The sequence below is a fragment of the Pseudomonas sp. NFX15 genome (assembly GCF_049132105.1).
GTDB lineage: Bacteria > Pseudomonadota > Gammaproteobacteria > Pseudomonadales > Pseudomonadaceae > Aquipseudomonas.
Window position 1 is genome coordinate 139,528 of the sequence record NZ_JAFMPV010000003.1, and the last position, 22,884, is coordinate 162,411.

A 22,884-nucleotide genomic window follows, 5' to 3' on the forward strand; every position below is an offset into this window, starting at 1 on the left:
TCAGTGGGCCTTGTGCTCGAGCGGCGGCGCATCGGCTCGCAGCTTCTGCACGTCATTCACTGCCAGATCATTTGGCTGGCCACCCCAACCTTGACGCAGGTAGTTCAGCAGGTCCGTGAGTTGCCCATCACCCAGCTTCTGAGCGAAGCCTGGCATCGGCTGCATATGTTCGAAGCCTGAGAACTTCTGCTCACCAATCCCGTCGTCGATCACTCGCACCAGATTGCGCGGATCTTCCAGGCGCAATGTGGTGTTGCCGCGCATGGCCACCGCGATGTGCGGTTTACCCTCGCCGCCCGGAGCATGGCAACCGGCGCAGACGTTTAAATATTCCTGACGGCCGCGCTGGGCACTTGGGCTCAGTTTGTCCAACGGCACTTCGGTGAGCACTTTCGCCGCCGGCGGTTGTTCGCCGAGCAAGAAGGTCGCCATCGCCGCCAGATCCGGATCGGTGAGGCCTTGGGTGCTGTTGTGGAAAACCGGGAACATCTCGTTGAACATCGCCCCCTGGGCGCTCATGCCGTGCTTGAGGAACGAACTCAGGTCCTGATGATTCCAGCCACGCGCGGCCAGGTCAGTGGCCAGCAGGCTTGGCGCCAGATAGCCATTGAGAATGCCGCCGGTCATGCGTTTGTCCTGCTGCATCGCGCCCGGCAAGCCGCGTGGTGTGTGGCATTCGCCGCAGTGACCGAGCACGTCGACCATGTACTGGCCACGCTTCCAGGCTTCGCTCTTGCCTTCGGCCGGTTCCAGCTTCACATCCTTGCCGTACATCAGGTTCCAGCCCATCAGGCCCAGACGCACGTTGAACGGGAAGCTCAGGCTGGTGACTGGCGCGGTACGCTCGATTGGCTCGACGGTTTTCAGGTAGGCGTGGATCGCATCGGAATCAGCGCGCGGCATCAGGTGATACGAGGTGTACGGCATCGCCGGGTAAAGGTTGGCGCCATCACGGCGCTTGCCTTCGGTCAGCGCGGCAAAGAACTCGTCATCGCTGTACAGGCCGATGCCGTGCTCTTTGCTTGGAGTGATGTTGGTGCCGTAGATCGTGCCGAACGGCGACACAATCGGCAATCCACCGGCGTACGGTGCACCACCCGGCGCGGTGTGGCACGCCATGCAGTCGGCGGCGCGGGCGAGGTATTGGCCTTGCTTGACCTGCGCATCATCGGCATGAGCTGCCATCACAGGCGCAGCCAGACCGACCGCCAATGCCAGACGGCTAAGTAGTCGCTTCATGCTTAACCCTCCTTGACCAGGCCGAGATCGGTCAACACGTTGCGGGTGGCGCTGTAGTAGCGCACGTACCCGGTGCAACGGCAGATGTGATGACCGAGGCTGTCCTCGATGACTTTTTCCAACTGGCTTTTGACGATCGGCTGCCGCTGCAGCTTTTCCACCAGCACGGTCGCGGCGTTGACGAAACCCGGCGCGCAGTAGCTGCACTGGAAGGCGAACTCGTCGACGAAGCGCTGTTGGATCGGGTTCAGCTCGGCGACCTTGCCCTGCTCGTCGCGGGTTGCGTGGCCTTCGATGGTGCGCACTTTCTTGCCTTCGAAATAGTGTGCGCCAGTGATGCAGGTGCGCACTTCTTCACTGGTACCGTCCGGGTTGTCGACGATCACCACGCAGGCGTGACAGATACCCTGTCCGCAGCCCAGGCGCGAACCGGTGAGGTTCTTGTATTCGTGCAGGTAATCGATCATCGGCAGGTCATCAGGGATGTCCACCGGGCCGACGGATTGACCATTGAGGGTCAGTTGAAGCGGACGGTTAGCCATTGAGGGCCTCCTTGATGCGTGCAGAAGTGATAGGCAGGTCGCGGACACGTTTACCGATGGCATGCGCCACGGCGTTGCCGATGGCGCCGACCACCGGGATCATCACCACTTCGGCGATGCCCTTGGACGGGTCGCTTGGCGACAATGGTGGCAGAATGTCTGAGGTCTGTTTCCACACCGCAACGTGACGCGCCATCGGCAGGCGGTAACGGTTGAAGTTCCAGTCACCCTCCCCCGGCCCACCTTCGTACAGCGGCATCTCTTCCATCAGCGCATGACCAATACCCATGGCGATGCCGCCTTCGAGCTGGCCCTTGACCAGTTCCGGCACCAGAACGCGGCCGCACTCGACCCACGAATGGTGGTTGAGTACCGACACCTCCGCCGAACCTTTGTTGACCTTCACCTCCACCAGCGTCGCGACCGGGCTGTAGTACGTCACCGCCGCGTTGTTCAACTGGGTTGCCGGGTAGGCGATGTTCTGACGATCAAGCAGGTGGAAACCGGCGCTGCTCATCTGCGCCTTCTTCGCGTTCGGCGCACCGTCGCCGTACTTGACCGCCAAGCCGTCGAGCGGCAAGCGTTCACGCACGCCGTCGATGCTGAACTCGGCCTCGGCCCAGCTCCAGCGGTTGAAGCCGTGCACCGTGGCGCCGCTGACCAGGCCGCGTTCGTGAACGCGCTTGGCCAGCACGGCGAATGGCAGGGGCTCCATGCCGTTGGCGGTGAGCTTGCCGTCGACCCAATAGGCGTCTTCGCGGCGCACCACGTAAGGGTTGGCCTGGCCGCCGAACGGGCCTTGTCGCCAGATCTCCATCGCCGCCGGCCACAAGCCGTGGTTGAACAGCACGCGCGCCGCTTCACGGGTGGCGTGGCTGAAGTAATAGGCGGAGTTGGTGGCCGACGATGCCGATGCCACCTTGCCGACCCAACGCGGGTTGCGCAGGACGTTGTCTTGCTCGGCCTGGCTCATGATGTACGGGTTGCCGCTGCTGACCAGTTGCAACTCCTTCCATTCGGTTTCGCCTGTCTTCACTTCGTGAGCCGGGACCCCGAGGAAGTCAGCCACGACCATGGCCTGGGAGGTGGACATGCCGGTGCCGATTTCGATACCGATGTGGCGCAGGCTGATGCGACCTTCGGCGGTGAATTCAATGCTCGCCATCGGCGCTTCGGAACCCGTGCCGAAGTCTTTCTGGCAGATCGCGAAACCGACGCCATACCAGTTGTCCGGGTCGGCTGCTTCGCGCTGTTGCTTGATCGCGTCGCGGTTTTTCCAGGTGTCGTGGACGGCAGCCTTGTCGAGAATTTCGTGCAGGCGCAAGGCACCGGCCGGGATCGCTCCCTGGGTGTTTTTCATGCCCGAGCGCAGCGCGTTCTTGCGGCGCAGCTCAATGGCATCGACACCCAGACGACCGGCAATTTCGTCGACCATCATCTCGGTCGACGCCATGCTCTGCAGGGTGCCGTAGCCACGCATCGACCCGGCTTCGACGGCGCGGGAGTGATAGGCGGTAACTTGCAGATCGTTCTGCGGCATGTAGTAGATCGACTGTGCGGCCGTAGCGCCCACTGCCGCCACCGAAGGGCTGTAGTTGATGCGTCCGCCACCATCGACGCTCATTTCAGCGCGGAAGATCTTGAAGCTGTGGTCGGTCTTGTCCACCGCCAATTGGTAGCGAATGTCGAACGGGTGACGCTTGATGCCGCTCTGGAATTGCTCGTAGCGGTCGTTGGCCAGGCGCACCGGAACACCGGCGCCGTACAACGCCGCGAGGGCTGCGTAGTAGACGAAAATGTTGTGGTCTTTGGAACCGTAGCCGACGGTGTAACCCGGGTGCATGTTCAGGCTGGCCAGGCCGAAACGCGACGGCGCGATCATCTTCGCGGTCTCGGTGGCGGCTTCCAGCGGGCACTGGGTGGCGACAACAAAGTGCAAGGTCTTGGTGGCCGGATCGTACCAGCCGTTGCCGTTGTCCGGCTCCATGGCGGCCGGCTCGATCGACGGCGTCTTGTAGCGCTCATCAAACACCAGCCAGTTGTCCGGCGGCGTATCGATCTGCTGCTTCATGCGATCGGCGTAGAACAGCCCACGCTCGGTCAGGTTACCGTGCAGGTTAGGCTGGGAATTCCACACCGGACGACGGTTTTTCAGCATCGGGAACAGGATCGAATCCTTGAGGCTGGCGAACTCGTCTTCGTCCGCCGAGGTCGCGCCGCCGACACGCACGTAGCGGAAGCTGCCGTACGGATCGCCTTCGTAGAACGGCACTTTATCGCCGTAGCGGATAGCCTTGTCATTGAATTTGAGTTGGTTCTTGGCCTGACGGAAGCGCTCGAAGTCGTTCCAGATCAGGATCGCCACCGGGTGACCGATGAACATCGGCACCTTGCCGGCCGGCAGCAACGGATCCGGAGCGTGCTCCTCAGGGAACACGATACCGTCCTTGACCAGGTCTTCGGCGGTGACGATGCGGTCCGGCTGCAACCCGGCACCAAGCCACGACAGGTCGATACCGGCAAAGATGTGGTCGGCCTTGATGGTTTTCAGCAGCATGGCGTGGCCTTGCTGCTGCGGCCAGCCCGGCATGTCCTTGGCGCGGATGTCGCGGGCAAAGACTTTGCTGCCGCAGACCTTGGACAAGGCATCGTTACGGGCGCGTGCCTTGCCGTTGTTGCCGAGCCACTGCTCGGACGGCACGGTCACGCTGTTTTCCATCAAGGCGGCCAGCGCCTGGCTGCTCAATGGCGCAAGCGTCACGCTCACGCCCGCGACCAGCCCGCCCTGAAGGAACGAGCGCCGGGATATATCACGGTTGGACATGGATCATCCTCTGGGCGGTTATGGAGTCCGCCCTTCTGGTTATGTACTGGAAATCTCGAGTCTTGCAGAAGCCCTTCTTGACGATGCAAAGGGCTGTTGTTGACAGTGCAAAGTTGACCGAAAGGTTAAGTTTATAGGCTTATGGCCTGACGGAAAACTAAAAACTGACCAGCAAATCAAAAAAACGCGACGATTCGACGCAGCACATTAAGCGTAGCCGTGAATATCGGTTGTGCGAGGCTGGAGGCGATGGCAGGCCCGCCTGGAGAAGGCGACAGAAAAAACCCGAATTCCAGAAACAAAAAACCCCGGTCTTTCGACCAGGGTTTTTGCTATCGACGCGAAGCAGCCAGTGGCTTCTTCGTAGCTCCAAGGCGTTCAGTTGGCCTTGGGGCAGATATGGCGCAGCGGACGGGACTCGAACCCGCGACCCCCGGCGTGACAGGCCGGTATTCTAACCGACTGAACTACCGCTGCGTATCGCTTTGAGCTTGCGCTCAAGTAACTCGTCTGATTGAAAGCTCCGAGATTTTTCAATCTCTCTTTCAATCTCGAATCGGGCAAGCCTGACTCGGAAAATATGGCGCAGCGGACGGGACTCGAACCCGCGACCCCCGGCGTGACAGGCCGGTATTCTAACCGACTGAACTACCGCTGCGCGTCGGTGGAGGCATTTCAGCCTACCTCTTGCTTTCGCAAGTATCTCGGGAGTGGTGGGTGATGACGGGATCGAACCGCCGACATTCTGCTTGTAAGGCAGACGCTCTCCCAGCTGAGCTAATCACCCGTTTGCATCTCCGAGGCCGCGAAATTTACGCAGGTAGCGAACCTAAGTCAATAGCAGGATTGAAGTTTTTCTGAAAAAGACAAAATCATTTCATTCCAGCCATTGTCGGCAACCATCAGTCCACCATCGCGAGCAGGCTCGCTCCTACAGGAGAAACCAATCTCCCCTTGTAAGAGCGAGCCTGCTCGCGATGAGGGCGATACATTCAACGCCAATATCACTCGCTGTAAATCATCTTCTTGGTCATGCCACCATCGACCACGAATTCCTGACCAGTGACAAACCCGGCATTCCTGGACAACAACCAGGCCACCATCGCCGCGACATCCTCGACCGTCCCTACCCTGCCCGCGGGATGCTGGGCATGATCGGCCTCGGTCAAGGGTTCGGCGCGCCGCACCGAAGGGTCTCGCGCATCGATCCAGCCAGGGCTGACGGCGTTGACCCGGATCTCCGGGCCAAGGCTGATGGCCAAGGCATGCGTCAGGGCCAACAGGCCGCCCTTGCTCGCCGCATAAGCCTCGCTATCAGGTTCCGATTGCGCGGCGCGGGTCGACGCCAGATTGACGATGGCGCCGCTGTGAGCCCGAAGATACGGCGCACAGTGCTTGGCCAGCAGCATCGGCCCACTGAGATTCACCGCCAACACCCGGTTCCAATGAGCCAGATCAAGGCTTTCCAGAGTGATGTTGTGCGGATCGGCAACCGCCGCATTGCAAACCAGCGCATCCAGGCGCCCGAACTGCCCAAGCACTTCGGCGACACCGTGGGCGACCTGCCCCTCATTGGAGACATCCATGGCGATGAACCAGGCGTTGTCGCCCAGCACTTTCGCTACTTTCGAACCGCGCTCGCGGTCCAAGTCTGTCAGCACGACTTGCCAGCCTTCGCTGATCAGCCAGGCTGAAATCCCCAGGCCAATGCCCCGCGCAGCACCAGTGACCAGTGCTACGCGACCATTGGAACCCGCGCTCGGCGCAGACAACTCGATCACAACGCAGCCAGGCCGCGCGCCAGGTCGGCTTGCAGGTCCGCCACGTCTTCCAGGCCGACCGCAATGCGGATCAGGCTGTCACGAATGCCCGCCGCTTCACGCTCCTGCGGTGCCAAGCGGCCGTGAGACGTGGTGCTCGGGTGAGTGATGGTGGTTTTGCTGTCACCCAGGTTGGCGGTGATCGAAATCAGGCGCGTGGCATCGATAAAGCGCCAGGCACCCTCTTTGCCACCCCTCACCTCAAAGCTGACCACGGCACCGAAACCTTTCTGCTGACGCAGCGCCAGTTCGTGCTGAGGATGGCTCTTGAGACCGGCGTAATGGACCTTCTCGATGCCGTCCTGCTGCTCCAGCCACTCAGCCAGTTGCTGGGCGTTGGCGCAATGAGCCTTCATCCGCAGGTTCAGGGTTTCGAGACCCTTGAGGAAGATCCAGGCGTTGAACGGGCTCAGGGTCGGGCCTGCGGTGCGCAAGAACCCGACAATCTCCTTCATCTGCTCGCTACGACCGGCGACCACGCCGCCCATGCAACGGCCTTGGCCGTCGATGAACTTGGTGGCCGAGTGCACGACGATGTCGGCGCCCATTTTCAGCGGTTGCTGCAAGGCCGGAGTGCAGAAGCAATTGTCGACGACCAGCATCGCGCCTTTGGCGTGGGCAATTTCCGACAGCGCCGCAATATCCACCAATTCGGCCAGCGGATTGGACGGAGATTCAACGAACAACAGCTTGGTATTGGACTTGATCGCCGCGTCCCAACCGGACAAATCGGCCAGCGCCACGTAGTCGACTTCGACGCCGAAGCGCTTGAAGTACTTTTCGAACAGGCTAATGGTCGAGCCGAAGACGCTGCGCGACACCAGTACGTGATCCCCGGCGCTGCACAGGCTCATGACTACAGCCATGATGGCCGCCATGCCAGTGGCGGTGGCCACGGCTTGCTCAGCGCTTTCCAGTGCGGCAATGCGCTCTTCGAACGCGCGCACAGTCGGGTTGGTGTAGCGCGAATAGACGTTGCCCGGCACTTCGCCCGCGAAGCGCGCAGCGGCGTCGGCGGCGGTACGGAATACATAGCTGGAGGTGAAGAACATCGGATCACCGTGTTCGCCTTCCGGCGTACGGTGCTGACCGGCACGTACGGCCAGGGTATCGAACGCTACACCTTCGAGGTCGCTGTCCAGCCGACCGGCATCCCAATCCTGACTCATGCTGTCACTCCTTGCCTTATTCGATAGTAGGTACGAAACCGGCCTTGAGGAGAGACGCCTTTTGTAGGAGCTGGCTTGTGTAGGAGCTGGCTTGCCAGCAAAGAGGGCGTCACATTCAACATCACTGTTTCCTGTGATACCGCCTTCGCTAGCAAGCCAGCTCCTACACAGCCAGCTCCTACAGGGCCGGTGTTAAATCAGTTGTTGTACAGATCGATGATCGCGCTGACTGCCTGGGTCTTGACCTTGGAGGCGTCGTTGCGAGCCTGTTCGATCTTGTTCAGGTAAGCCTCATCGACGTCGCCGGTGACGTATTGGCCGTCGAACACCGCGCAATCGAACTTGTCGATCTTGATCTTGCCGCCACCGACCGCTTCGATCAAGTCAGGCAGGTCCTGATAGATCAACCAGTCAGCGCCGATCAGGTCGGCTACGTCCTGAGTCGAACGGTTGTGGGCGATCAGTTCGTGCGCGCTCGGCATGTCGATGCCGTAGACGTTCGGGTAGCGAACGGCTGGCGCCGCGGAGCAGAAGTAAACGTTCTTGGCACCGGCTTCGCGGGCCATCTGGATGATCTGCTTGCAAGTGGTGCCACGAACGATGGAGTCATCCACCAGCATCACGTTCTTGCCGCGGAATTCCAGCTCGATGGCGTTGAGTTTCTGGCGTACGGATTTTTTCCGCGCAGCCTGGCCCGGCATGATGAACGTCCGGCCGATATAGCGGTTCTTCACGAAGCCTTCGCGGAACTTCACGCCCAAATGGTTCGCCAGTTCCAGCGCGGCGGTGCGACTGGTATCCGGGATCGGGATGACCACGTCGATGTCGTGATCCGGACGCTCGCGCTGGATCTTCTCGGCCAGCTTCTCTCCCATGCGCAGACGGGCCTTGTAGACCGACACGCCGTCGATGATCGAATCCGGACGTGCCAGGTAGACGTGTTCGAAGATGCACGGGGTCAGGGACGGGTTGGTCGCGCACTGGCGGGTGTAGAGCTTGCCCTCTTCAGTGATGTAGACCGCTTCGCCCGGTGCCAGGTCGCGAATCAGGGTAAAGCCGAGCACGTCCAGGGAAACGCTTTCCGAGGCGATCATGTACTCGACGCCTTCGTCGGTGTGACGCTGGCCGAACACGATCGGGCGGATGCCGTGCGGGTCGCGGAAGCCGACGATGCCGTAGCCGGTGATCATCGCCACGACGGCATAACCACCCACGCAACGGTTGTGCACGTCGGTGACGGCAGCGAACACGTCTTCTTCGGTTGGCTGCAACTTGCCGCGCTGGGCCAGTTCGTGTGCGAACACGTTGAGCAGCACTTCAGAGTCGGAGCTGGTGTTGACGTGGCGCAGGTCAGATTCGTAAATCTCCTTGGCCAGCTGTTCAACGTTGGTCAGGTTACCGTTGTGCGCCAGGGTGATGCCGTAAGGCGAGTTGACGTAGAACGGTTGAGCTTCGGCCGAAGTCGAGCTGCCTGCGGTCGGATAACGCACATGGCCAATGCCCATGTGGCCGACCAGGCGCTGCATGTGACGCTGCTGGAACACGTCACGCACCAGCCCGTTGTCCTTGCGCAGGAATAACCGGCCATCATGGCTGGTCACGATACCGGCAGCGTCCTGGCCGCGGTGCTGGAGCACGGTTAGCGCGTCATACAGCGCCTGATTGACGTTCGACTTACCGACGATACCGACGATGCCACACATGCGACGCAACCCCTACTTAATGGATCTGAACTGAGCACTACTCACTGAGGCGTTTTGGCCATCGGCAAGAGTTGCTCCTTGAACGGAATATCAGCGGGTACGCTGATTCCGCTGGCTAGCCACTGACTGCTCCACCCGAGAATCAGGTTTTTGGACCAGTCTGCAACCAATAGAAACTTTGGCACGAGCTGTGACTCTTTCCACCACCCGTCCTGCTGTACCGGCCCCAGGCTCAAGAGCCCGACAGCGATGACCACCAGCAACCCGCCACGCGCGGCGCCGAAGGCCATGCCGAGGAATCGGTCGGTCCCGGAGAGGCCGGTGACGCGAACCAGTTCGCCGATAAGATAATTGATCATTGCGCCCACGATTAAAGTGGCGACAAACATGATGGCACAGCCCGTGATTATACGAGCCGACGGCGTTTGAATGTACCCGCTGAGGTATTCGGACAGTGAGCCACCGAACATCCAGGCAACGACCCCTGCGATGATCCAGGTCACCAGCGACAGTGCTTCCTTGACGAAGCCGCGGCTCAGACTGATCAATGCGGAGATGGCGACGATTGCTACGATCGCCCAGTCAACCCAGGTAAATGGCACAGTGCAGCCTACAGACGGATAAGGCGGCGCATTTTAGCAGAGCCAGTGCTTATCGGTAAGCTGCGATTGTCTGTGCATTTCATATCGGGGCGATAGTTTTAGCCACGCTCTGGCTGAAAGCGCACCACGAACCCCTTGAGGTTCTGCTGGCGGTTGAGCAAGTCGCGCAACCGGTCGGCTTCAGCGCGCTCGATCAGCGGTCCGACAAACACCCGGTTTTTGCCGTCGGCGCTACGGATATAAGCGTTATAGCCCTGGCTGCGAAGGGTTTTCTGCAGTTTTTCCGCGCTTTCACGATTCGACAGGCTGGCCAATTGCACCGACCAGCTGACGGACAGGCCGTTGGCATCCACGCGGCTTTGCGTGGTGTCCGGTTTACCGGGTGCGGCTGCAATCGGTTGAGCAGGCACTGACGCAGGCCTGGCCGCCAGAGCAGTCGGCTTGGCAACAGGTACAGGAGTGACCGGCACGGCTGGCGTCACCGGCGCTTCTTCCTGAGCAATTTCGTCATCGCTCGGGACGGGTTCCTGCGGCAGGGCTTGCGGCTCAGGCACCATCACAGGCTCGACCTGCACCTGCGGCATCGCAGGCGCCTGCGGGGCCGCAGGCGCTTCGACCGTCACCTGGCGCTGTTCGTCCTGGCGGGAAAACAGCATCGGCAGGAAAATCACTGCCAGCGCGACCAACACCAGGGCGCCAACCATGCGCTGTTTGTATGCCTTATCGAGCAATGCCATTTGCCGCGTCCTCCGTGGAGCGCCGGGCCAGCCATTCAAGGGCCTCGGCGACACAATAAAATGATCCGAACAACAGGATTTCGTCGTCGCTTGTAGCCTGCGCACACTGCCCTTCCAGCGCAGCCGCGACACTGTCGTAAGACGTGACCGCGGCACCAAGGCCTTGCAGCGCTTCGTGCAAATCCGCCACCGGGCGCGCCCGAGGCGAATCCAGAGGGGCGACGGCCCAGTGCTGGACACTAGCACTCAATTCGCCGACGACGCCATCCAGGTCCTTGTCCGCCAGCAGCCCGAACACCGCCAGACGCCTGCCGACCGGCGGGCGACTGGCGAGGCGACGCGCCAGATACTCCGCTGCATGCGGGTTATGCCCCACGTCCAGCAACAGGTTCAAGCGCTTGCCTTGCCACTCGAGTTGGCGACGATCCAGGCGCCCGACCACCCTCGTGGCCTGCAACGCTTCGATAATCTGCGCATCCACCCACGGCAAACCGAGCAGCACGTAGGCCTGCAAGGACAGCGCTGCGTTTTCCATTGGCAGATCGAGCAGCGGCAAATCGCGCAACTCAACGACGCGCCCTTGCGCATCGACACCGCGCCATTGCCAGTGGTGATCGGTGATGCCCAGATCAAAATCGCGCCCACGCAGGAAAAACGCGCAATTGAGCTCGCGGGCCTTGTCCAGCAGGGGCTGTGGAGGATTCAGATCGCCGCAGAGCGCAGGCGCGCCCTGACGGAAAATGCCGGCCTTTTCGAAAGCCACGGACTCGCGGGTATCACCCAGGTAGTCCGCATGATCGACGCCGATGCTGGTGACCAGCGCCATGTCAGCATCGACCACGTTGACCGTGTCCAGACGCCCACCCAAACCAACTTCCAACACTACCGCATCAAGGCCGGAGCGCTGGAACAGCCAGAACGCCGCCAGGGTGCCCATTTCGAAGTAGGTCAGGGAAATGTCGCCGCGTCCGGCCTCTACCGCCGCAAAGGCCTCGCACAGCTCGGCGTCCGTGGCTTCGACGCCATTGATCGTGACCCGCTCGTTGTAGCGCAGCAGGTGGGGGGAGTTGTAGACCCCCACCTTCAGGCCCTGGGCGCGCAGCAAGGAGACCACGAACGCACAGGTGGAACCCTTGCCGTTGGTCCCGGTGACCGTAATCACCCGTGGCGCCGGCTTGCCCAGTCTCATGCGGGACGCTACCTGCTGCGACCGCTCCAGCCCCATGTCGATGGCCGAAGGGTGCAACTGTTCAAGGTAGGCGAGCCATTCGCCAAGGGTACGTTGGGTCATAGGCTGGCAGGTACCGGTGGAACCACGATCGGCTCGATGGGTGCTGCGACGAACTTCGGCGTCGGCAGGCCCATCATTTGTGCCAGCAAGTTGCCCAGACGCGGACGCAGCTCCTGACGGTGGACGATCATGTCGATGGCACCGTGTTCCAGGAGGAACTCGCTGCGCTGGAAGCCTTCCGGCAGTTTTTCGCGCACGGTTTGCTCGATCACACGCGGACCGGCAAAACCGATCAATGCCTTCGGCTCACCGACAATCACGTCGCCCAGCATCGCCAGACTGGCGGAAACGCCACCGTAGACCGGGTCAGTCAACACGGAGATGAACGGAATGCCTTCTTCACGCAGACGCGCCAGCACCGCGGAGGTCTTGGCCATTTGCATCAGGGAGATCAGCGCTTCCTGCATCCGCGCACCGCCGGATGCGGCGAAGCAGACCATCGGGCAACGTTTTTCCAGGGCATAGTTGGCGGCGCGAACGAAACGCTCACCGACGATGGCACCCATCGAGCCGCCCATGAAGGAAAACTCGAACGCCGAGACCACAATCGGCATGCCCAGCAAGGTACCGCTCATGGACACCAGGGCGTCTTTTTCGCCGGTCTGCTTTTGTGCAGCGGTCAGGCGGTCCTTGTACTTCTTGCCATCGCGGAACTTCAGGCGGTCAACCGGCTCCAGGTCTGCGCCCAGCTCGGTACGGCCTTCGACGTCGAGGAAGATGTCGATGCGGGCGCGGGCGCCGATACGCATGTGATGGTTGCACTTGGGGCAAACGTCCAGGGTCTTTTCCAGCTCCGGACGATACAGCACAGCCTCGCAAGACGGGCATTTGTGCCAAAGACCTTCAGGCACCGAGCTCTTCTTGACCTCGGAACGCATGATCGAAGGGATCAGTTTGTCTACTAACCAGTTGCTCATGCTTTCTTTCTCCAGTACCGGCGGCCCGAACGCTCTGGTTCGCAGCCCCGTGTATGCCCTAGCGCTAAATTCATGTGTGCGAAGAGAGTCGATGGACCACCGCGGTCAGCGCGAGACATGACCTGCGTGCAACCCCAAAAAACCCTCGGATCTGCCTGCTGTGTGCAGTGCATCCGCTTTGTACAGTGCAGTGGACGGCGGCAGTCTGCCAGCCGTCACATCAACAACTGCTACCGCGTACTGCTTTGATAAATGCCTGGATCTTTGCGTGATCCTTGATGCCCTTGCTCGCCTCTACCCCACCGCTGACATCCACGGCGTAAGGTTTAACCCGCGCCACCGCTTCGGCGACGTTATCCGGCGTCAGGCCGCCTGCCAGGATGATCGGCTTGCTCAAACCTGGCGGTATCAATGACCAGTCAAACGCTTCGCCGGTTCCGCCGGGAACGCCCTCGACGTAAGTATCGAGCAGGATTGCGCTGGCACTGGCGTAAGCATCACAGGCGGCGGCGATGTCATCACCGGCCTTGACCCGCAGCGCCTTGATGTACGGCCGGTGCCAGCCCTCGCAATCGACCGCGCTTTCGTCGCCGTGAAATTGCAGCAGGTCCAGCGGCACTGCATCGAGCAGTTCGCCGAGTTCGCAGCGGCTGGCATTGACGAACAGGCCCACGGTGGTGACGAACGGCGGCAGCGCCTGGATGATCGAGCGCGCCTGCTGGAACGTCACCGCACGGGGGCTTTTGGCGTAGAACACGAATCCGATGGCATCCGCCCCGGCCTCGACGGCGGCCAACGCATCTTCTATACGGGTAATCCCACAGATCTTGCTGCGAACGGCAGACATCCACACAACTCCACGACAAATCCGGGAAAGTCCCGGATGGTAACAAAAGCGTTCGAGGGCGTCAGCCGTCAAGTTCCGAGTAGCCGGTCAAGAAGTGTGGGCCGATGTAACGCTCGGGCAATTGGAACTCGTCGCGGTATTCGACCTGCACCAGGTACAGGCCGAACGGATGCGCTGTCACACCGCCAGTGCGCCGAATCCGGCTCTCCAGCACCTCTTTCATCCACTCCACCGGACGTTCGCCAGCTCCGATGGTCATCAGCACCCCGGCAATATTGCGCACCATGTGGTGCAGGAAGGCGCTGGCGCGGATGTCCAGCACGATCATCTTGCCGTGGCGGGTGACGCGCAGGTGATGCAGCTCCTTGATCGGCGACTTGGCCTGGCACTGGCCTGCGCGGAACGCACTGAAATCATGGACGCCAAGCAGGTATTGAGCGGCCTCGGCCATACGCTCGACATCCAGCGGACGGTGATTCCACGTCACTTCTTCGTTCAAGTGCGCCGGGCGGATCTGATCGTTGTAGATCACGTAGCGGTAACGGCGGGCGATGGCCTTGAACCGCGCATGAAAATGCGCCGGCATGACCTTGGCCCAACTGACACTGACGTCGTGGGGCAAGTTGATGTTGGCACCCATGGCCCAGGCCTTCATCGAGCGCTCGACCGGAGTGTCGAAGTGCACCACCTGTCCGCAGGCATGCACCCCGGCGTCGGTACGCCCGGCGCACATCAACGAAACGGGGGAGTCAGCGACTTTCGACAAGGCGTTCTCGAGGGTCTCCTGCACCGTGAGCACGCCAGAGGCCTGGCGCTGCCAGCCACGGTAGCGCGAGCCTTTGTATTCAACGCCCAACGCGATGCGGAAAAAGCCGTCGGCTGCCATTTCGGCGGCCGGGTTATCTATGTTTGCCAAGGAGGGACAGCCTGCTGATGTACCAAAGGCGGGCATTATAAGGCTGTGGGGCGGGGATACCAGAGGGTTCTCCTTTGATTGCTCCAGTGTAGGAGCTGGCTTGCCACGAAGGCGCGTGGCAGCCAATGGTCATGCCGGATCAGACGGTCTCTTCGCTGGCAACCCAGCTCCCACAGTAGATTGGTGTCGCTCACAGATGATGTAACCGACATCAATTCATCGACCAGACAAAAAACGGCAGCCTTAGGGGCTGCCGCTTTTTTTCAACCTGGCAAACACTCAAGCCAGGCGCGAAAGCATTTCCTTGGCTTCGCTCTTCTGCTCGTCACTGCCCTCGGTCACCACCTCATTGAGGATGTCGCGGGCGCCGTCGCTGTCGCCCATGTCGATGTAAGCCTGAGCCAGATCGAGCTTGGTCGCGGCTTCGTCAGTACCGGAGAGGAAGTCGAAATCATCATCGCCACCCAGCGCCGCATCGGCTTCGGTGAAGGTTGGCTCGCCGATGCTGGCGGACAGGCTGTCCAGCTCCGCGTTGACGTCGTCCAGGCCTGCAGCAAACGTGTCCGGCGTGCCCATTTCCTCGGCCAGCGACAGATCGAAATCGGCCGGCAACTCCAGGTCATCCAGCGCTACTTCGGGAACGGCCGGCGTTTCAGCAATCGGAAAATCCTTTACGCCTTCGTCCAGATCCAGCAGGAAATCGTCTTCCGCCAGGATCGCCGGCGAAGGCTCTGCGCCGAGGTCCAGGTCCAGATCGAAGTCCGACAGGTCGTCCAGGTTGTCCTTGATCTCGGTCTGTTGCTGCAATACCGAGCCAAAGCTCAGATCGTCATCCAGCGGGAACTCGTCCAGGTCTGCGAGCGTTGACACTTGCGGTTGCGCAGCAGGCGCCACCGGGGTGATCGCGTCCAGATCATCCAGGCTCAGGTCGAAAGCGCTGTCGAGATCATCTTCGACCGGTGCCGGTTGTGGCTCTGGCGTCGGTGCTGGCGGCTCGTCGAGCAACAGATCCTTGACGTATTGCGCGTCCAGTTCGGCGGCAATCGCGGCGGCGGCGATGCCACCGGCCGCCACCAGCGCCATGGCCGGGAAGCGGCTCTTGAGCTTTTCGACCTGGGCAAAGTTGTCGCCATTGGCCACCAACTGGCGTTCCTGGCCGACGAACGCATCGCGGTCGCCTTGCTGGCCGTAGACTTCCATCAGTTTCAAACGCAGGTCACTGCGCTGGGGCTCCTGCTTGACGCCGTCCTCCAGCAACGCGGCGGCTTGGTTCAGGCGACCGGCATTGATGTGCGATTGAGCCTGGCTCAGCACGTCATCGGAACGCTCGCCGGCCGGGGCCACCAGTGGCGCGGCGATCGGCGTGGTCATCACGGCCGAAGCCACTACCGGCGCAGGTGTAGGTGTAGGTGTAGGTGTAGGTGTAGGCGCTGGCGCTGGTGCTGGCGTCGGTGCGGTGGCCAGTTTCACGCTAGGCGGCGCAACGTCCAGGCCCTCGAAACTGCTTTCTGGCAAGTCGAGATCGGCGGCGAACGGTTGCTCTTCGGCCAGGGCACGGGCCATGCGCACGTGCTTCTCGGCTTCCTGCTGGGCCTTGCGGCGGCGTGCCAGCAACAGCAACAGGAGCAGCAACACCACCGCGCCGCCACCGACCAATCCCAAAAGAACCGGGTTGGTCAGCAATTCATTGAATTTCTGGTCATCGGAAGTCGCGGGTGTCGCCGGTGCCGCCTCGACGGGCTTCTCGGCGGGCGCCGGAGTGACCTCTGGTGCAGGCGCAGGGGCGGCCGGTGCAGTGTCAGCCGGGGCTGGCGCTGCCGCCGGGCCAGGCGTCAGCTCGGCCGAGATCGCCGGAGCCGTCGCAGCGGCAGGTGCGTCATTCGCCCCCTCGGCCTGCAACTTGGCCAATTGGTTGTTCTTCAACTCGATCAGGCGTTGCAGCTTGTCCATCTGACTTTGCAGATCGACCATGCGGCTTTTCAGTTCGGCGTTGTCACGACGACTGGTATCGAGGCTTTCCTTGGTCACTGCGAGCTTGTTGTTGATGGCCTTGGCATCACCGGCAGGCCCTTTGCCGCGGTTCTTGCCGGTTTCGGCAGACACCAGGCTTAGCTTGTCGGCGGTACCCTGCGTTGGAGCGGTGTCCGCCCGGCCGCGATTGGTGGCGTCGAGTTGCTGTTGCCCTGCCCCCGGCTTCGCTACGTAACGGCGGCCCTGACGCCATGCGCTGTTCTGCGCGGCGACTTCAGCGATGGCCTTGGGTTGCGGCAGGCTGGTGCTCTGCGCCTGGTCCGGCATGCGCAGGACCTGACCGGTTTTCAAACGGTTGATGTTGCCATCGATGAAGGCATCCGGGTTCAGCGCCTGGATGGCCAGCATGGTTTGCTGGATCGAACCACCATTACGCGCCTTCGCAGCAATTTCCCACAGGGTATCGCGCGGCGTGGTGGTGTATTGGGTTGGCTTGGTCGAACCGGTCACCGGCGCGGCAACGGTTGAAGTCGGCGCAGGCTGCGCAGCCGCCTCGGCCGTTTGCGCAGAGAACTTTGAGGGATCGAGCAGCACGCTGTAGTCACGCAGCAATCGGCCATTTGGCCACATGACCTGAACCAGGAATTTCACCATCGGTTCGGACAGCGGTTGGCTGGAGGTCACGCGCAAGATGCTTTTGCCGCTGGCGTTGAGCACTGGGGTGAAGGTCAAGTCGTTGAGAAACGCCTGGCGGTCGACACCGGCCTTGGCGAAGTCTTCTGGCGAAGCCAGGCTTGGCACCACCTCGGCAGCCGTGAGGTCCTTGACATCGAGCAGCTCGATTTCCGCTACCAGCGGCTGGTTGAGCGTCGACTTCAGGGTCAGTTCCCCGAGCCCGAGGGCATGCGCCATACCGGAGGACAGCGCCGAGGCGGCCGCTATTGCTAACACCAGTTTGCGAACTTGAACCATTAGCTCATCCTTAGTTTGAACATTCCTCGGCCAGCGAGAAGGTATTGATAGCCGCTGCCGTAAGGCATTGCGCGCAACGGCGAAAGTCGTCGCGCGCGATCATTTGATTGATGCCCCGCAAAGCCCCGCAAAGTGGCTCGCCTTCAGCATTCCGGCAAGCATAGGCTGGCCCGGAATCTTTCGACAAATTGTTGCAAAGTATCTTTTACAGTCAGTCTTTTATCAACAACTCAGCCAGTTGCACAGCGTTGAGCGCAGCGCCTTTGCGTACGTTATCTGACGTCAGCCACAAATTAAGTTCCGACAGGTCGTCGATACCCGTGCGCACCCGACCGACGTACACCACATCCTGCCCTACCGCATCGCCCACCGGCGTCGGGTAATCGCCAGCTTCTACCAACTCGATCCCGGGCGCGTCTTCCAAAGCGGCATTGATTTTCGCCAGGTCGATTTCACTCGCCGATTGCAGGCTCACGCTATAGCTATCGCCAAAAAACACCGGGGCTTGAATGCAAGTGACGGAAATCTTCAAGGCCGGCAGGGCCATGACCTGGCGCAACTCGCGCACCAGACGTTTTTCCAGCAGTGTGTGACCCTGTTCATCCGGCTTGCCGACCTGGGCCAACACGTTGAAGGCCATTTGTCGATCAAAGAATTTCGGCTCCAGCGGCCGCACATTCAGCAGTTCGGCGGTCTGTCGGGCGAGCTCGCTCACAGCTTCGCGACCCTGGGCGGAGACGGCCAGGCTGGCGGTCAGGCTGACGCGCTGCAAGTCGAGCAAGCCCATCAGTGGCGCGAGGACCACGGCCAGCGCGGTGGCCGACGGGCTTGGGCTACTGACCTGAAACGGCTTTTTCAAACCGCCCAACACCTGGGCATTGGCTTCAGGCACGACTTGCGGTGCCTTGTCGGCCGGCAAGGCGCCAGAGAGATCGATCACCGAGCAACCGGCGTCGATGGCACGGGATGCAAAACTCAGCGAAATCGCCGGGCCGGCGGCGAAGAATGCCAATTGCACCTTGCTGAAATCGAACTCGTCGACCTCGCGCACCCGTACGTTCTTGCCGCGAAACGGCACCGAGCTGCCAGCCGATTCGCTGCTGGCCAACAGGTGCAGGGTGCCGATCGGGAAATCGCGCTCTTCGAGAATCTGCACGAGTGTTTCGCCGACAGTACCGGTGGCGCCGATCACGGCAATATCAATGGTCTGGCTCATGGGGTTTACCTCTGGCGAAACGGGGGGAGCGGCACTTTACCGGGTGGTTGGGATGCAATCAATTTTGTTGGGATTTGTGGTGGCATTACCGGCCGCTTCGCTGGCAAGCCAGCGCCTACAGGTGAGCACGATCCTTGTAGGCGCTGGCTTGCCAGCGAAGGCGGCCGAATGGACAACCATTGCCCATAAAAAAACCCGCACCTCTTTCACGGCACGGGTTCTTTCATTGCATCAATCGATCAACGCTCAAGCAGGATCCGCAGCATGCGACGCAGCGGTTCGGCCGCGCCCCACAGCAGCTGGTCGCCGACGGTGAACGCACCGACGAACTGCGAGCCCATGTTCAGCTTGCGCAGACGGCCAACCGGGATGTTCAGGGTGCCGGTGACCTTGTTCGGGCTCAGCTCCTGAATGCTGGTTTCACGGTTGTTCGGCACCAGCTTGACCCACGGATTGTGTTGGCTGATCAGCCCTTCGATATCGGCGATCGGTACGTCTTTGTTCAGTTTGATGGTCAACGCCTGGCTATGGCAGCGCATGGCGCCGATGCGCACGCAGATGCCATCGACCGGGATCGGGCTCTTGAAGCGACCGAGGATCTTGTTGGTCTCTGCCTGGGCCTTCCACTCTTCACGACTCTGGCCGTTCGGCAGTTCCTTGTCGATCCACGGGATCAGGCTGCCGGCCAGCGGCACGCCGAAGTTTTCGGTCGGGTACGCGTCGCTGCGCATGGCTTCGGCCACACGACGGTCGATGTCGAGGATCGCGCTGGCCGGATCAGCCAGTTGATCAGCGACAGCTGCGTGGGTCGCGCCCATCTGCTTGATCAGCTCGCGCATGTTCTGCGCGCCGGCACCGGAGGCCGCCTGATAAGTCATGGCGCTCATCCACTCCACCAGACCGGCTTCGAACAGGCCACCCAGGCCCATCAGCATCAGGCTGACGGTGCAGTTGCCGCCGATGTAGTTCTTGGTGCCCGCGTCCAGTTGCTGGTCGATGACCTTGCGGTTGACCGGGTCCAGGACGATGACCGCGTCATCCTGCATGCGCAGGCTGGAGGCGGCGTCGATCCAGTAACCCTGCCAGCCGGCCTCGCGCAGTTTCGGGAAGACTTCGCTGGTGTAGTCGCCACCCTGGCAGGTCAGAATCACGTCGAGGGTCTTCAGCTCTTCAATGCTGTAAGCGTCCTTGAGCGGAGCAATGTCCTTGCCCACGGACGGGCCTTGGCCACCGACATTGGAAGTGGTGAAAAACACCGGCTCGATTAGATCGAAATCCTGCTCTTCCAGCATCCGCTGCATGAGCACGGAACCGACCATACCGCGCCAACCGATCAGACCTACACGTTTCATCGCAACTACACCTTCTTGAAATGTGGGCCGCTGCTTTGTATTGAATTTGGCAGCGGGCCCGAGAGATTACAGATTCCGCAGCGCGGCGACTACTGCGTCGCCCATTTCCTGCGTACCGACTTTAGTGCAACCGGCCGACCAGATGTCGCCCGTGCGCAAGCCCTGGTCCAGCACCAGGCTGACGGCTTTCTCGATGGCATCGGCTGCCGCCTGCTGGTTGAAGCTGTAACGCAGCATCATCGACACCGACAAAATGGTCGCCAGCGGGTTGGCAATGCCCTTGCCCGCAATGTCCGGCGCCGAACCGTGGCAAGGCTCGTACATGCCCTTGTTGTTGGTGTCCAGGGACGCCGACGGCAGCATGCCAATGGAACCGGTAAGCATCGAGGCCTGGTCGGACAGGATGTCGCCGAACATGTTGTCGGTAACGATCACGTCGAACTGCTTCGGTGCACGCACCAGCTGCATGGCGGCGTTGTCGACGTACATGTGGCTCAGTTCGACATGCGGGTAATCCTTGGCCACTTCTTCGACGATTTCACGCCACAGTTGGCTGGAAGCCAGGACGTTGGCCTTGTCCACCGAGCACAGCTTCTTGCCACGGACCATGGCCATGTCGAAACCGACACGGGCAATGCGGCGGATTTCACTTTCGCTGTACGGCAGCGTGTCGTAGGACTGGCGCTCGCCGTTTTCCAGGGTACGGGTACCGCGTGGCGCGCCGAAGTAGATGCCGCCGGTCAGTTCGCGAACGATCAGGATGTCCAGGCCGGCAACGATTTCCGGCTTCAGGCTGGAAGCCTCAGCCAATTGCGGGTACAGGATCGCCGGACGCAGGTTGCCGAACAGGCCCAGTTGCGCACGGATCTTCAGCAGGCCGCGCTCAGGGCGAATGTCACGCTCGATGGCATCCCATTTCGGGCCGCCGACAGCGCCCAGCAACACAGCGTCGGCAGCACGGGCACGCTCCAGGGTTTCGTCGGCCAGCGGCACGCCGTGCTTGTCGATGGCAGCGCCACCGATCACGTCGTGGCTCAGCTCGAAGCCCAGGGCGAACTTGTCGCTGGCCAATTCCAGGACCTTGACCGCTTCGGCCATGATTTCCGGGCCAATACCGTCACCTGGGAGAATCAGAATCTGCTTGCTCATGCTTTCCTCATGTCATCAGTCGGTGCGCCCTTGGCGCACCCGGAAAAATGCTATCGATCGGTGACTATCTTTCTGCAAACAGCACCAATACATCGGTACTGAACGAGCCATCGACGGCAATCTCGAAATACTCGCGTACTTCATTGCCCATCGACTGCTGCAACTGGCGGATCGCCGCGCGCATGACTTCAGGGGTGCGCATGCGCTCGACCCAGCTGCTGTACTCCAGGCGCAGACGCTGACGGGTGGTGCTGCGGGTGTGCAGCCCTGCCTCGCTGACCTGGCGCAACCACTCGCCGGCGGAATAATCGCGCACATGGCTGGTGTCGCGCAGCACTTCGACGCTTTGCAGGTAAGTGTCGAACAACGGGCTGCCCGGTGACAACACGTCGACGAACGCTGCAATGCCACCCGGTTTCAACACCCGGCGCACTTCGCGCAGGGCCACGCCGAGGTCACTCCAATGGTGCGCTGAATAACGGCTGAAGATGAAATCGAACTCGCCATCGGCAAACGGCAGGCGCTCAGCGGCACCGTTGACGGTCGACACGTTGCCCAGGCCGCGATCAGCGGCCGCCGCCGTTACCACGTCGAGCATCTGCTGCGACAGGTCGTAGGCCACCACTTCCTTGACCAGCGGCGCCACGTGAAAACTCACGTGACCGGCGCCGCACCCCAGGTCCAGGACCCGCGCCTCGCCCTGCCCGGCCAGCTCGGCCTGTAGCAATGCGAATTCGGCGCCTTGAGCGTGTACGGCGCTGCTCAGGTAGGCCGAAGCCTGTTCACCGAATTGTTTCTGGACTACCTGGCTGTGTTGGGCGGTGCTGGTCATGGAGGACTTCCTTTTTGGGGTGAGTCTTGGGGTGTCTGGGCAGGCCTCTTCGCTCGCAAGCCAGCTCCTATAGGGGAATGAGTTTCAACTGTAGGCGCTGGCTTGCCAGCGAAGGCGTCAATACGCCTTACGCAAAAATCAAGCGTCGCGAAACAACCACGGCTGGCTCACACGGTGCTTGGCTTCAAACGTGGCAATCGCATCGCCGTCCTGCAAGGTCAGGCCGATATCGTCCAGGCCGTTGAGCAGGCAATGCTTGCGGAACGCGTCGATGTCGAAGCTCAACACCTTGCCGTCAGGGCGGGTCACGGTCTGGGCTTGCAGATCGACCTGCAATTGGTAGCCCGGGTTGGCCTCGACCTGCTGGAACAGTTCGTCGACTTCGGCGTCGCTCAAGATGATCGGCAGCAAGCCGTTCTTGAAACTGTTGTTGAAGAAGATGTCGGCGTAGCTCGGCGCGATGATGCTGCGAAAACCGTACTCTTCCAGTGCCCACGGCGCGTGCTCGCGGCTGGAGCCACAACCGAAGTTCTCGCGGGCCAGCAACACGCTGGCGCCTTGATAACGCTCGGCGTTGAGCACGAAGTCCTTGTTCAGCGGACGCTTGGAGTTGTCCTGGTACGGCTGGCCCACGTCCAGGTAACGCCATTCATCGAACAGGTTCGGGCCAAAACCCGTGCGCTTGATCGACTTCAAGAATTGCTTGGGGATGATCTGGTCGGTGTCGACGTTGGCACGATCCAAAGGCGCGACAAGACCAGTGTGCTGGGTAAAAGCTTTCATGC

General features: G+C 61.2%; 18 protein-coding genes and 3 tRNA genes. All 21 read right to left on the reverse strand.

Annotation, left to right across the window (positions count from 1 at the left end; genetic code table 11):
- A complete protein-coding gene (locus J1D76_RS04460; RefSeq protein ID WP_421137215.1) occupies positions 1-1,239 on the reverse strand; it encodes a c-type cytochrome in 1,239 nt (412 codons plus the stop codon).
- A 2-nt stretch (positions 1,240-1,241) separates the two neighbouring features.
- Complete coding sequence (locus tag J1D76_RS04465; RefSeq protein ID WP_421137216.1) at positions 1,242-1,781, reverse strand: (2Fe-2S)-binding protein; 540 nt, start codon at positions 1,779-1,781, stop codon at positions 1,242-1,244.
- Positions 1,774-4,605 carry a xanthine dehydrogenase family protein molybdopterin-binding subunit gene (locus J1D76_RS04470; protein WP_421137217.1) on the reverse strand — a complete coding sequence of 944 codons (2,832 nt, stop codon included), beginning with the start codon at positions 4,603-4,605 and terminating at the stop codon, positions 1,774-1,776. Before J1D76_RS04470 ends, J1D76_RS04465 begins: the two co-directional genes overlap by 8 nt.
- A 400-nt stretch (positions 4,606-5,005) precedes the next feature.
- A tRNA-Asp gene (locus tag J1D76_RS04475) sits at positions 5,006-5,082 on the reverse strand.
- A 104-nt stretch (positions 5,083-5,186) separates the two neighbouring features.
- A tRNA-Asp gene (locus J1D76_RS04480) sits at positions 5,187-5,263 on the reverse strand.
- Between the two features lie 53 nt (positions 5,264-5,316).
- Positions 5,317-5,392, reverse strand: a tRNA-Val gene (locus J1D76_RS04485).
- Positions 5,393-5,609: 217 nt separating this feature from the next.
- Positions 5,610-6,386, reverse strand: a complete 777-nt coding sequence (locus J1D76_RS04490) for an SDR family oxidoreductase (protein WP_421137218.1) — start codon at positions 6,384-6,386, stop codon at positions 5,610-5,612.
- Entirely contained in the window at positions 6,383-7,594 is a 1,212-nt protein-coding gene (locus J1D76_RS04495) for an O-succinylhomoserine sulfhydrylase (RefSeq protein WP_421137219.1), read from the reverse strand. Before J1D76_RS04495 ends, J1D76_RS04490 begins: the two co-directional genes overlap by 4 nt.
- Positions 7,595-7,791: 197 nt before the next feature.
- A complete protein-coding gene (gene purF, locus J1D76_RS04500; protein ID WP_095943671.1) occupies positions 7,792-9,297 on the reverse strand; it encodes an amidophosphoribosyltransferase in 1,506 nt (501 codons plus the stop codon).
- A 41-nt stretch (positions 9,298-9,338) separates the two neighbouring features.
- Positions 9,339-9,899: a CvpA family protein gene (locus J1D76_RS04505; protein ID WP_421137220.1), complete on the reverse strand. Its 561-nt coding sequence runs from the start codon at positions 9,897-9,899 to the stop codon at positions 9,339-9,341.
- 98 nt (positions 9,900-9,997) lie between these two features.
- Positions 9,998-10,636, reverse strand: coding sequence for an SPOR domain-containing protein (locus tag J1D76_RS04510; RefSeq protein WP_421137221.1), 639 nt, complete (start codon positions 10,634-10,636; stop codon positions 9,998-10,000).
- On the reverse strand, positions 10,620-11,927 hold the full coding sequence (folC, locus tag J1D76_RS04515) for a bifunctional tetrahydrofolate synthase/dihydrofolate synthase (protein ID WP_421137222.1): 1,308 nt from the start codon (positions 11,925-11,927) through the stop codon (positions 10,620-10,622). Before folC ends, J1D76_RS04510 begins: the two co-directional genes overlap by 17 nt.
- Positions 11,924-12,844, reverse strand: coding sequence for an acetyl-CoA carboxylase, carboxyltransferase subunit beta (gene accD / locus J1D76_RS04520; protein ID WP_421137223.1), 921 nt, complete (start codon positions 12,842-12,844; stop codon positions 11,924-11,926). Before accD ends, folC begins: the two co-directional genes overlap by 4 nt.
- 220 nt (positions 12,845-13,064) lie before the next feature.
- Complete coding sequence (locus J1D76_RS04525) at positions 13,065-13,691, reverse strand: phosphoribosylanthranilate isomerase (protein WP_421137224.1); 627 nt, start codon at positions 13,689-13,691, stop codon at positions 13,065-13,067.
- Between the two features lie 61 nt (positions 13,692-13,752).
- Complete coding sequence (truA, locus tag J1D76_RS04530; RefSeq protein ID WP_421137360.1) at positions 13,753-14,577, reverse strand: tRNA pseudouridine(38-40) synthase TruA; 825 nt, start codon at positions 14,575-14,577, stop codon at positions 13,753-13,755.
- 309 nt (positions 14,578-14,886) lie between these two features.
- On the reverse strand, positions 14,887-17,550 hold the full coding sequence (locus J1D76_RS04535) for a FimV/HubP family polar landmark protein (RefSeq protein ID WP_421137225.1): 2,664 nt from the start codon (positions 17,548-17,550) through the stop codon (positions 14,887-14,889).
- 211 nt (positions 17,551-17,761) lie between these two features.
- Positions 17,762-18,766, reverse strand: a complete 1,005-nt coding sequence (locus tag J1D76_RS04540) for an aspartate-semialdehyde dehydrogenase (RefSeq protein WP_421137226.1) — start codon at positions 18,764-18,766, stop codon at positions 17,762-17,764.
- Positions 18,767-19,005: 239 nt separating this feature from the next.
- Positions 19,006-20,118 (reverse strand): aspartate-semialdehyde dehydrogenase, encoded by a 1,113-nt coding sequence (asd, locus tag J1D76_RS04545; protein WP_057715575.1) that lies wholly within the window; start codon positions 20,116-20,118, stop codon positions 19,006-19,008.
- 66 nt (positions 20,119-20,184) lie between these two features.
- Positions 20,185-21,267 (reverse strand): 3-isopropylmalate dehydrogenase, encoded by a 1,083-nt coding sequence (leuB, locus tag J1D76_RS04550; protein ID WP_421137227.1) that lies wholly within the window; start codon positions 21,265-21,267, stop codon positions 20,185-20,187.
- 64 nt (positions 21,268-21,331) lie between these two features.
- A complete protein-coding gene (locus tag J1D76_RS04555; RefSeq protein WP_421137228.1) occupies positions 21,332-22,099 on the reverse strand; it encodes a class I SAM-dependent methyltransferase in 768 nt (255 codons plus the stop codon).
- 138 nt (positions 22,100-22,237) lie between these two features.
- Positions 22,238-22,882, reverse strand: coding sequence for a 3-isopropylmalate dehydratase small subunit (gene leuD / locus J1D76_RS04560; RefSeq protein WP_421137229.1), 645 nt, complete (start codon positions 22,880-22,882; stop codon positions 22,238-22,240).
- Positions 22,883-22,884 lie beyond the last annotated feature (2 nt).